This is a genomic window from Neorhizobium huautlense (assembly GCF_002968575.1).
In the GTDB taxonomy this organism is placed as follows: domain Bacteria; phylum Pseudomonadota; class Alphaproteobacteria; order Rhizobiales; family Rhizobiaceae; genus Neorhizobium; species Neorhizobium huautlense.
Genome location: NZ_PVBM01000026.1, coordinates 1 through 11,637, shown reverse-complemented (window position 1 = coordinate 11,637; position 11,637 = coordinate 1). Strand labels below are relative to the sequence as shown.

General features: G+C 53.6%; 9 protein-coding genes and 1 pseudogene. 9 read left to right on the top strand and 1 reads right to left on the bottom strand.

Annotation, left to right across the window (positions count from 1 at the left end):
* Positions 1-197 precede the first annotated feature (197 nt).
* From C5L12_RS22630 to C5L12_RS22610, 5 genes are all read left to right on the top strand, one after another.
* Positions 198-422: a hypothetical protein gene (locus tag C5L12_RS22630; RefSeq protein ID WP_105374328.1), complete on the top strand. Its 225-nt coding sequence runs from the start codon at positions 198-200 to the stop codon at positions 420-422.
* 161 nt (positions 423-583) lie between these two features.
* The gene (locus C5L12_RS22625) at positions 584-1,180 is read left to right on the top strand and encodes a hypothetical protein (RefSeq protein ID WP_245423000.1); all 597 of its coding nucleotides are present in this window, start codon (positions 584-586) and stop codon (positions 1,178-1,180) included.
* Positions 1,181-1,240: 60 nt separating this feature from the next.
* A complete protein-coding gene (locus C5L12_RS22620; protein ID WP_105374327.1) occupies positions 1,241-3,145 on the top strand; it encodes an AAA family ATPase in 1,905 nt (634 codons plus the stop codon).
* 75 nt (positions 3,146-3,220) lie between these two features.
* Positions 3,221-4,027, top strand: a complete 807-nt coding sequence (locus tag C5L12_RS22615) for a metallophosphoesterase (protein ID WP_105374326.1) — start codon at positions 3,221-3,223, stop codon at positions 4,025-4,027.
* A 39-nt stretch (positions 4,028-4,066) separates the two neighbouring features.
* Complete coding sequence (locus C5L12_RS22610) at positions 4,067-4,855, top strand: hypothetical protein (protein WP_105374325.1); 789 nt, start codon at positions 4,067-4,069, stop codon at positions 4,853-4,855.
* Positions 4,856-5,030: 175 nt separating this feature from the next.
* On the opposite strand, the gene C5L12_RS22600 is transcribed toward C5L12_RS22610, so the two are convergent.
* Complete coding sequence (locus tag C5L12_RS22600; protein ID WP_105374323.1) at positions 5,031-5,564, bottom strand: PIN domain-containing protein; 534 nt, start codon at positions 5,562-5,564, stop codon at positions 5,031-5,033.
* Positions 5,565-5,796: 232 nt separating this feature from the next.
* Here C5L12_RS22600 and C5L12_RS22595 point away from each other — a divergent pair, with 232 nt between their 5' ends.
* The 4 genes and pseudogenes from C5L12_RS22595 to C5L12_RS29245 form a co-directional block, all read left to right on the top strand.
* The gene (locus C5L12_RS22595; protein ID WP_065276820.1) at positions 5,797-5,994 is read left to right on the top strand and encodes a hypothetical protein; all 198 of its coding nucleotides are present in this window, start codon (positions 5,797-5,799) and stop codon (positions 5,992-5,994) included.
* A 327-nt stretch (positions 5,995-6,321) separates the two neighbouring features.
* Complete coding sequence (locus C5L12_RS22590; protein ID WP_105374322.1) at positions 6,322-7,938, top strand: anti-phage dCTP deaminase; 1,617 nt, start codon at positions 6,322-6,324, stop codon at positions 7,936-7,938.
* On the top strand, positions 7,935-11,345 hold the full coding sequence (locus tag C5L12_RS22585) for a TIR domain-containing protein (RefSeq protein ID WP_105374321.1): 3,411 nt from the start codon (positions 7,935-7,937) through the stop codon (positions 11,343-11,345). The genes C5L12_RS22590 and C5L12_RS22585 overlap by 4 nt, the downstream gene beginning before the upstream one ends.
* A 222-nt stretch (positions 11,346-11,567) precedes the next feature.
* Positions 11,568-11,637, top strand: a pseudogene (locus C5L12_RS29245) (DUF6429 family protein); the annotation flags it as partial.

Genomic DNA, 11,637 nt, shown 5'->3' with positions numbered 1-11,637 from the left:
TGAGCGTCGCTGTTGATTGCAACCGATGCAAGCGCAGTCAGAGCGTATTTGTGTTTTAGTCTACGTTCATCCACAGAATGAGACGATTGTTCGAGCTGGGTACTCGTTGTGATAGCTTCGGGATGTCGTCGACATTTGACGATAGCCAATCCCAGTTGCATCGACACAAATGCAGGCAGCATGGAGACACAAAGCAAATGGCCGATCCAGTTCTTCAAGCGATACAAGGCGCAATCGTCAGCATATGCGTTTCCGACCCGGCGACTGGTGCGATACTGGGACGGCTGAAGCTGCAGCCGAGTGTAGACATCAGGACCGCGTTGAAGGTGGATCGTGACGTGGTCCTCTACAGCCCAGAGCATGTGAAAAGTCTAACCATGGCCGAATTGAAGAAGGCTCTGGCGAACTCCGTGGAGAAATAGCCAGTGTCGCCTCTTCCAAAAAAGACCATTGACACGCTCGATATTGTTCCCTATTCGTTCTTCCCATGAAAAACGCGACCCTACACATCATACGGATATCCCGCTGATCCACCGCCTCGCGAGAGGCTGTCGTCAATTGCGTGTATATTCGAGTTGTGTAGATGAGTATTCAGTCGTTGCCTTCTGGCAAGACGTTCCGTACGTCGCAAACCATTCTCTCTCAGCCCAAATTCAACCGTTGCGTAGGCCGTTTCATCGCCAGGGACCAACTGGCGCGTGATGTAGCATGCTTGTTGGAATTCGACGACGAAATTTCGAGCTGGAACTGCCGTTCTCTGAAGCTGCGCCATGGGTTTGATACCTATTCTCCGGATTTTGTCGCCGAACGTCAGTTCGACATCCTGGTCATCGATGCCGTTGGGCAGCGACGCCCACCCCCATGGGTGGCCGAGGCAATCATCCGTGAAGGGTTCACATACCGGACCATGTCGCGTGGAGACATCGATCCGATCCGTCTGAAGAATTGCAAAGACCTGCTTCAATGCTCGGGCGGTGAAGTGAGCTTGGGGGACCGGGTGAGATTGCTGTCCGTTCTGGATGAACAATCTTCCCTGACCCTGGCTGAGAGCCTCACCGTATTCCGAGAGATCATGCCGATACGTGGTCTGGCAAATATGGCTGCCGCGCGTTTGATCGAGATCGATCTCGACACCGCACTTATCGGGCCAGAGACCGTTGTTCGCCGCTATCGCGGCTGACCCATCACCACAAAATTCCCTGTTCAAAAATTCGCGCCTCAGGCTGCGAGGAGGATAACTGTGCCTAAAACAAAGCATTCCCTGAAAACACCGCAGGACGCAGCGTTGTACTGCACGCTTAAACGGGCACTCAGGAAGGCCCCTGATTTTATCAGAGGCGCTGACAGTGTGGTCCTGCTGAACGTTCCGTCAGACCGATCTGGCGAAGACTACGACCCGTGCGCCGAGAATCTCTTGCTTCGATTTTCTTCGGATCGAGACGACATGGCCTACATGATGATCGCGGCTACCGATAAGCCAAGGACCATTCTCAAGAGGATGGACGGGGACTTCAGCCGAAAGCGCCGCCTTCTCATTTTCAGGGAACAGGGTGCCGAACTTCCTTTTCAAGTTTTCTTGAAAGTTGACGTCGAAGTCGACATCCCGCCGATCTCGACAATGGACTTCCGGATCGGATGCCGCATTGCCTATCAGATCGACATCAGTCCCTCTGAAGCGGAAGAGGCGATGTCTTATCCGCTACTGCATGTTTGGGCGGCATTGCGGCGAGGCCGTACAATCGGGAACGCGTTGGCGCGCCTAGCCGAGGCTTCTGCCCTCGATGCCAAATCGTCGAGTGCGAAGAGCGAAAGCCTGCCGTCGTTGCAGGACATGTTCGGCTATGGTCAAGCGAAGGATTGGGGAATGGAGCTTGCCCAGGACTTGATCGACTGGCAGCGAGGCAAGATCGATTGGTCGGAAGTTGACACCGGGATCGTGCTTTCAGGACCGCCAGGGGTTGGAAAGACGCAATTTGCCGCAGCCTTGGCCCGGCAGTGCAACGTGCCGATCATCGCGACATCCTTGGCGAGGTGGCAATCAAGAGGTCACCTTGGCGACCTTCTGAAGGCTATGAGAGCTGACTTCGAAAAAGCGAAGGAAAGTGCGCCTTGCATTCTATTCTGTGACGAGTTGGACAGCTTCGGCGACCGCAATTCCTTCGCAGCCGATAACAGAGACTACAGCACGCAGGTGGTGAATGGTTTTTTGGAGTTGTTGGACGGGCTCGACGGGCGTGAAGGCGTCGTCGTGATCGGCGCAACCAATGCTCTCGGTCGTGTCGATCCTGCCATCTTGCGACCCGGGCGATTGAACAGACATGTTGCTATTCCCCTCCCGACTGCATCAGACAGGATCGCTATCCTTCAGCAACAGCTCGGTCAGGTTCTGACGAGAAAGCATCATCCGAAATTGATGGCAGCCACCAACGGGTTTTCCGGAGCTGATCTTGCCAAGGTGGCCCGAGATGCGAAGCGCATTGCCCGACGGGCCAAACGGGATGTCACCATGGCTGACATTTCGAAATCGTTGCCAGAAATGGTGCCAATCACAGGCGCGTTGCGGCGCGCACTCGCGGTCCATGAGGCGGGCCACACCGTTGCAGTCGTCGCGCTCGATCATGGCAAGTTCTACGGGGCCATGATCATCGATCATACGCGTAACGACAGTGAGACGGTGCCGGGTGGTGGGGCATACTTCGAGGTACCCAACGTCGCATACCGCACCGTCAAAACCTACAGGGACCGAATTGTGGTGCTGCTTGCGGGGATTGCTGCCGAGGAGGTGCTCCTTGGGGCGGTGAGCGATGGAGCTGGCGCAGGCCCGAACTCTGATCTCGCCCAAGCCACCCGTATCGCCACGATGCTACAGAGTGGCATGGGCATGGGCAATCGCCTTCGTCATAGCCTGGCGAAAAACGACCGCGACCTTGAAACACTTCGACTTCAAGACCCTTGTGTCGCTGTCTGGGTGGACGATGTACTGCGGACCGAATTTGAGCGGGCGAAGCAGATTGTCCGCAGTCACCTGAACCTCGTGAAGGCTATTGCCGACGAGCTGGAGGCGAAGGGGAAAGTTTCTGCTGATCAGGTCGCAAAGATGGCGGCTAAGCTCGACGCACTGCCACGCATAGCGACCTCGGCCTGAAGCTTCGCACTCTTTGACGGCCAACGATGCATCGCATCCTGCGCCTTTTTCCCCACATCCTTGAAGGTAACAGCCATGAAAGCATGGATCATCAGTGACATGCACGTCACGCACGCCGATATGACTGCCGAAATCGACATCCCTCAAGCCGACATTTGTGTCTGCGCAGGCGACATTTCTGGTTTCCTCGCATTCGGGCTCGAATTCCTGAAACGGCGGATCGTCCCAACGATGCCAGTCATCATCGTACTTGGTAACCACGACTACTACGGGAACACCATCGACGGTGCCCTGTCGCAAGCGCGAAAGGTTACCGGCGAATGCAACATCCATTTCCTGGAAAACGAAACGCTCGAAATCGATCACGTCAGGATCATCGGAGCGACGCTCTGGACTGACTATCGGGTTCCGTGGGGCATCGACGATGAGTTGCAGCTTCCTGATCGTGCTGAAGCCGCCGTGTACTTCTGCCGAAGAAGCATGCTCGATTTCCGCGAAATCTACGGCTCGCCTCCGTTTCGTGAGGGAATTCCCAGGCTCATCACGAGCCGCGAGATCATCTACAGGCATATGGAGAGCAGGGCATTTATCTCAGGTGAAATGGCAAAATCTTGGACTGGTAAGACCGTGGTCCTAACGCATCATGCGCCGTCTCCACGATCATTGCTGAAACAGTACCAGGGTGATGCCACCAACGCTGCTTTCGCCAGCGATCTCACTGAAGTCATCCAGAACGGGCGACCTGATATCTGGATTCACGGCCACATCCATCAGTTCCAAGACTACGTCGAGGGGCACACTCGGGTGATCTGCAACCCACTCGGCTATCGGCCTGAACGTGGCAAAAACGGGTATCGCCATGGCTTCGTGATCGAGCTTTGAACCCGAACGATGGGACTGTACCCAAAGGAGTAAATCGAAATGTCCAGCAAGCTGGTTCTAAAGCCACTTTGGAGCAACGGCTCCTGCACCTACGCAATCACCTTCAAAAAGATGTCGGCGGAAGACAGGCGAGAGGTCGAGCAACTCGCCGACGCGGCGGGCTACGTTCGCGATGACGACATTTGGGCCCCGCCCAGGGTGGCAGGCAGAGTGTCGGAGTTTTTCCGCACCATGGCCAACGCCGGTTTCGGCCTGCAGTTTGACGATCCGGAAGACGCTCCCTTCGACCTTCAACGGTTGCATCTCTCAGCTGATACCCGAGGGGAGCTGGAATGGCTCAGGGATTTTGAACTGCACCGCCTGTCGGGCTGGACGCCGGTGCAGGCAGAGGGGAGGTTAGACGGACATCATTTCTATTTTCGTGCGCGTGGGAGTTACTGGCGTTTCGAATTGGGTGGCAACGAACGACACACACGGTCACCCAGGTGGTGGCACGAAGAATCTTGGCCCTCGGTGACAGGTTTCGAAGCCGGTTACATGTCTGACGAAGAGGCCGTTCGTTGCATTCTGAAGGCCATCGATCTTTTCCGAAACGGGGACAACAGTCACTTCAAGCCAGAACATCCGGAATACGAGCGGACGATCCTGGAAGGGTGGTCGGCTGGAGCCCTTAGCCTGCGGATCGTTACGATCAGGCTTGGCATTTCTGCGAAAGAAGCCGTCGCACGAATGCGGAAGGGGGGTATCGAACTGCCGTACACCGCCGACCGGGAAGTGCAGTATGTGGAGTCTCTACCTGTCCGCAGACTCAAGCCTCGGCCATCATGACCGCCTTCAGAGCAACGGTGCTGACGCTGTCCGGACACGGACACAGGAAGATCGAGCGGAAGGCGAGTGCGCTGGTGGCTCTTTTTGACCAGAAAGGGTGTTTTCAGAATCTCGCAGATGTAGAGGCTGTTGGAACGCACACTTCGGTCGATACGTGCGCAGTTGCGTTTGACCGCTACTGAGCGAGCACGCTTTTTCGTTTGCTTTCTACCTCTTGGAACAGTGGTTCTAGTTGGACGTGCCAACGACCTTCCAAAGGATTGTAGAGGCCTGGAAGTGGATAGCAGCGATCAATCAGTTCGAAGTCACGGAGGTTCATTGTTGCGATAGGCAACCGATGAGCCAGGGCGAAAGCGGCGATGTGCACATCCTGGCCGTTCCTCGGGCGCTTGGCATGTGCATGGCCAACCACTAGATTTCTCAAGCGTGGGTCGGCTGCAAGGACGCCCCAGATTTCTGCAACTTCTCGGGTTGTATCGAGAATTGGAAAACCGGCAGACATGACCCATTGGTACCAGTTTCCGAGCCTGACTGCGCGCACAGGGTCTGTAGCGGATACCTGGGTTATCCCGAGTTGAACTTCCATTAAAACAGCAGTGGGGAGCCTCAAATCGGGGACCGTTTCAAGAAACTGCAATACCGCCGGATTTGGCTTGCGCTTGCTGGCTTCGCTCAACACACATGTATCAAGTATAAATGTTTCAAGCATGATAAATGTCCATCAAATCTCACGTCATGCTGATGTTGACGTGGTTAATTTTCGATTAAAGCTTGTGATTATCCGCCCTACCACTTTATATTCGAAATAAATAATCATCTAAACTAAAAGTCGGGTTTTCCCTTGCCGATTGAACTTTGAAAATGGTACGAACTTGATCAGGACAATACGGTTTGTCGCGAGCGGGCGTCCTTGAAAGGATTTCTCGCTATCTGGTGATGTCATGGGCAACAAAAAGGCAGACGATTTCCTTGATCTTTCGACAGAGGATCAGGAGCTGAAGCGCTTTTTCCAGCGTGTGCGCAAGGCGGGCAGACTGGTCGTGAAAGACGGCGACGACGAGTTTGTCGTCGAGTTTAGGCGCGCGACTGTAACGCTCGAAGCACGTAGGCGTCTGACCGGGGGTGGTCCAGAAATCTGAGCCGCATGACGGCTCTAATCTTGAATCTGCCAAGCCAATTCAGAGTAAACCCCTTCAATATCTGGGCTCCCGTTGAAACCCGACATATGGGTTCAGCGGCGATGAAAACGATTAGAATTATTGTTCCTATTCATCGGAATTTCTTTTGGGCAGCAAGCAATCTGGGCAACTTGGCTGATTCTCAAGTCACAGCGGAGAAATGCCAATAAATTCGCGAATCCTTGTGCAAAACCCCATCAAGGATCGCAATGAACTGTTTCTCCCGGAAGTTGTTGAGGTAACGTGATGTACTTGCTCATTCAGCAAGGGGCTTGAAGGGGGGAAGGCATGGCATCTCGGCTAAAACCTGTAAATGAAAATTTGGGCTCAAGAGTTGAGACCATTTCATCCTCTCAGGAATTAACAAAGAGTCTTGCTTCCAACGAGCTAGTTTTCGGTATTGTGGGCCATGTCGGCTCTGGCACTAGCACCGCAGCTGAGAGTCTCCGAGATATTTTGGAAACGGCAGGTTCGGGAGATGCAAGACGGAACGTCAGTATTTTAAAGGCGCGCGACGTCATCGCTGCTTGGGCCAAACACCACGGGGAGCAACTTCCGGCCGAAACTGACCCTAAAATGAAGCAGGTGGAACGCTACCAAGACCTCGGCGACGCGATGAGGAAAAACGGTGACCATGCTGCGGTAGCCAGAGGATTGATTCGAAACATACGTACGCGGCGTGCGGAATTGCAAAGTATTCCATTGGACGAAACCAAGCCAGTGGTCCCAGATGGCTCTCCTCGTGCGTACATCCTCGATTCAATAAGGCATCCCGCAGAGGTGTATTTGTTACGTCGCGCCTATGGTGAGGCTTTTGTATTGGTCGGTGTTGTATGTGAGCAAGCGGTGAGAGCTGAGCGAATTTCGAAAAAGTATCGCGACGCCGGACTCGATGATGCTGAAAAGTTCATGCGCAGAGATGCGAAGGCGGGCGAGAAACATGGGCAGCGCGTTTCCGATGCATTTCATTTGTCAGACTACTTCGTCGACAACACGGCCTCCCGCTTCATCGGTGGCGATACAAGGAAGCCAAATCCCAAATGGGATATTCCTGATCATCTCGAACGGTTAGTTCGCCTGGTGACACATTTGCAGATCGAGCGCCCAAAGATTGAAGAAACAGCAATGCATGCGGCGGGCGGAGCCGCAATGCGCAGTTCATGCCTTTCTCGTCAGGTGGGAGCTGCGCTCCTGGATCGTAACGGAAACATAGTAGCCACCGGAGAGAATGAGGTACCTAGGGCTGGTGGCGGAGTATACGGTGAGGAGTCTGACGACTCATCGGGCGACTATCGGTGCTTCGCGGATAGAAAGTTCTGCAGCAATACGACGGAGCAGAACGAAATCTCCGAAGAGCTGGCGGATCACCTAACTAATTTATTCGATGGTAACGCGAATAGAGAGCAACTTGTCGAAGCGCTTCGTTCAAGCCGGGTCGGCGAGTTGTTAGAATTCAGTCGAGCCGTTCATGCGGAGATGGACGCAGTGCTTGAAGCTGGCAGAAAGGGCGTCTCGACGGTCGGCTGTCGTGTCTTTGTAACCACTTTCCCTTGCCACTATTGCGCACGGCATTTGGTATCGGCGGGCGTAGACGAGGTGCAGTTCATCGAGCCCTATCCAAAGAGCAAGGCTATCAAACTCCACGGAGATTCTATTCAACTTGATGACTCGGATGGAACCTGGGAACGTCCGTCAGTCAATGGTGGTGGAAAAGTGCTATTTCGGCCTTTTACCGGAGTTGCCCCACGGATGTATCGTCGCGCTTTCCAGAAGAGTCGAGAACTGAAGAATTCATTGACTGGTCAGTTGCAGATTCATGAGCCGGAATGGGGATCGCCATATGACATTGCCAAGAGCAGTTATGCCGAATTCGAAGTGAGCTTAACGAAAGGCTTTGGATATTGACTGACTCAAAGCGGCGTGCCGGACACCTCCGACTGATTGATTTCGCAAAGTCCTCGGAAGGTAATCCCGATCCGGTCAGCAGATCGAGTGCCCAGATTGCCGTGCAGGCGTCTCTGTTTTCAGATGCCTCTGCAATCACACTCGGTTTTGTGCTGGCCTCGGAAATGCCAGCGGCTACGTTTCAGCAGTTTTTGGAGAACGTGAAGCCGAGGTACATTTTCGATTTGCGGAAATCTCCGAGCTTCGCGAAGGGTGGTCTAACAAGGAAAACAATATTCGCATTGTTTGATGCCTACAAAATTAGGTATTTCGACGTCTCTGGGGCGATTAACGCAAAATCCGCTCGTGACCCCGCGCTGAACCCAACTCTACTTGTACCGAAGATATTGGAGCTTCTAAATTCAGGAAAAGAATTTCTCGAAGGGCCGGTCGTATTCTTCGTCGACGAAGCACAGCTCGAAGAGCGGTATATAGATGAAACCGCAGCTCTGCTTCCGAACCTGACCAAGACAGGTTGGGACGTATTCATTTGGGATGGAAAGAAATCGGTCGAGCAAGCCGGTTCGTCTTCGGAAAGGAGAACGATATTTATCAGTCATGCCAATCCCGAGGATAACAACATTGCGTTATGGCTTGGTGCGCGGTTGGCTGCTGAAGGCTACGAAATTTGGTCGGATGTGACACGCCTAATCGGAGGGGAGTATTTCTGGGACAGCATCGAACACGTTATACGTGAACGATCAGCTTGCGTTGTCGTGCTGCTTTCAAAGGCTGGCCATGAGAAGCAGGGTGTGCTGGACGAGGTCAATCTTGCGGTGTCTGTGGAACGACAGCGCAAACTGAAGAATTTCGTAATCCCGATAAGGATTGACGCCCTTCCGTTTTCCGATATCCGGGCAAACCTGGCCCGAAAGAATATCATCGACGGTTCGAAGGACCTGGGTGAGGCCTTTGGAAAGCTGCTTGTATCGCTCGAAAAGCTTGGGGTGCCCAAGGAGCCAGGAGACGTCCAGACCTCCCTATCCAGGTGGAGAAATTCCTTTCCTAGCGGGCCCTTGGATCAGGCTTTCTCTAAGGACGATCTATTGGTCGAAAACAAACTGTCGATTTTGAGATGGCCGTCCGCAATCTATAAAGTAACAAAGTCTGAAAGGACGAGTCTCGTCGTCCGCCCCTTCCTTGCGACTTCAGCGGTCAGCAAAGGGGAACTTTGTTTCGCGAGTCCGTCGGAACTGACCACTATGCTGCCAGGGAGCAGCGCTGTGCAGCATTCTGCCGCCACCACGGACGCCGTAATTGACGGCTCGGCGCTTGGTATGCTGGGGGTCACCGCCCAAGAAAGTCGCAGGGCGTTAACGCACATTGTGAAACAAGCTTGGAACGAGTTTTGTGGCTCACGGGGAATGCAGAAGTATGAACTCTCATCAACTCGGGTCTGCTGGTTCGAGAAAAACGGCTTCGTTGAGAAGAACGAAGTTAGGTTCCTGGACCATACGTTGAAGTCACGGCGCAAGACATTGGTGGGTCGAAGTCAGAAGCGCCGAGTTTACTGGCACTTTGGCATCGAGATTGTACCGAACATTAGTGATCATTCTGTTCGAGTTAAACCTCATGTCGTTTTTACAGAGAATGGTCTAGACCCGATCACATCAGCGGCGAAGCAGCACTCTTTACGCCGAGGTTTTTGTAAGAGCTGGTGGAACGACCGTTGGCGGGACCTGCTCAATGCAATGCTGACGAACATGGCCAATGACGCAGGCAGGCTGGTTCTCCCGGTTTCTCCCCTGCAATCCATCGAGATTGCTGCTGCAATGACGGTTCATGATGTGCGCTCGAAGCCGTCAATGATCCATTCAATTGACGAGCCAGCCGTGGTCGTTGGTCATGGTCAAAGGTCACTTGATCCCCGCGAAGGGTTGATGCTTTTCGGGCCTGTCGAATTCAATCGTAATCCGAGGGAGGTCCGGGTCGGTGTCGTGGGTGCGCCCGAAGGCATCGAGCTGTTCAAGAAGTGGTGCGCTCGCTTTGCTTCCCCGGTGTTGCCGTCCGACGGTGGCGGCCCGCGCCAAGTTCCTTTTCCAGGCTTCGACGCGGTCTTTGGTGCTGTGTGGTTGAAGGAGCCTGTGGCGGCCCGTCCAGTATCGCGGACCGACCTCCTGAACGCAATTCGCATCTCTGAGCGTCACGAGGCTGTATCGAAGGCAGTGGACCTCGTTGTTGCCGAAATTCACAATGCAATTGTCGAAGACGACACGCTGGTGGACATATGGTTCGTTGTCATTCCCGAAGAGGTATTCCTGCTTGGCCGACCAAATTCGCGGGTGCCACTTGCGAAAGCAAACCCTCCCGCACTACTTCTTTCAAAGCGAGCGGCGACTAGGTTTACCAAGGCTAGTCCTTCGCTCTTCGACGAAGACAATGCTGCTGCAGAGATTTTTTCCTATCACACAGATTTTCACCATCAGCTTAAAAATCGTTTGTTGGGCTTGAAGGCCGTAACACAGCTGTTCAGAGAGTCATCGATCATACAGACCCTCAGTGAACCAGCGCCGTCGGTCCCGCTCACGGAAGACGACGACGACTTTGACGACGACGACCAATTCGGCAACAGACGAATGCAAGCCCCGTTGGATGTGAGCTGGAATATCGCAGCTGCCAGCTTCTTCAAGGCGGGAGGTCGCCCGTGGCGAGTCTCAACGGCGCGAGAGGGGGTTTGCTATGTCGGTATGGTCTTCAAACAAGACCCAAGCCGAAGAGACAGCAATGCTTGTTGTGGTGCACAATTGTTCCTGGAATCCGGTGATGGCATCGTATTTAAGGGGGCGATGGGTCCCTGGTACTCGTCTGATACCAAGCAGTTTCACCTTTCCGAAACGGAGGCAACGAAACTTGTACAGAAGGCTTTAGGTTCTTACCACGCCGAACATGATTCGTTTCCACGGGAGGTATTTATCCATGGTCGTACTTATTTTAGCCAAGAAGAGCTTCGTGGATTCCAGGCTGCCGTGCCAACCGGTACGACCATCAGCATCACTGGAGTTCGAATAACGAGGAACAGCGACCTCAAATTGTTCACCTATCGAGATACCCCTGTCCTGCGTGGTACTTCTTTGATCGTGAGTCCGCGCCTTGCGTTCCTTTGGACATCTGGGTTTATTCCGTATTTGGGCACCTACCAAGGACGGGAAACCCCTAATCCTCTTCGTATTGAATTGTGTGGTCAATCTTCCGCAGATATTAAAACTGTGCTCGCGGACATCATGACTCTCACCAAGATGAACTTTAATTCCGCCATTTTTGCAGACGGCTTTCCCGTAACGATGAGGTTTGCGGATGCGATTGGCGATGTCCTGATGGCCACCGGGGATAGGGAAATACCTCCTCTGCCTTTTAGGCACTACATCTGAATTTGTAAGAGGCGAACCCTGGACGGACGGTCGGCACGTGAGGTGTGCTACTACGGCTGACTTCCGTACCCTGATCGATAAGCCGCCATCGGTCGCAAGAACCATACGATCTTACAAGCACAGGCGGACCAATGGGTATTAATAACAGCAACGAACTCCTAAAAGGTATCCATCCGAGGTGGGCCGCAGGACTTGAAGTCTCGCGCGTGATATCATGACAGAATGGAGATCGATGAGGACAAAATCGATGACGCGGTCCTGGCCCTGTTATGGCTGACGCTCCACAACGAAC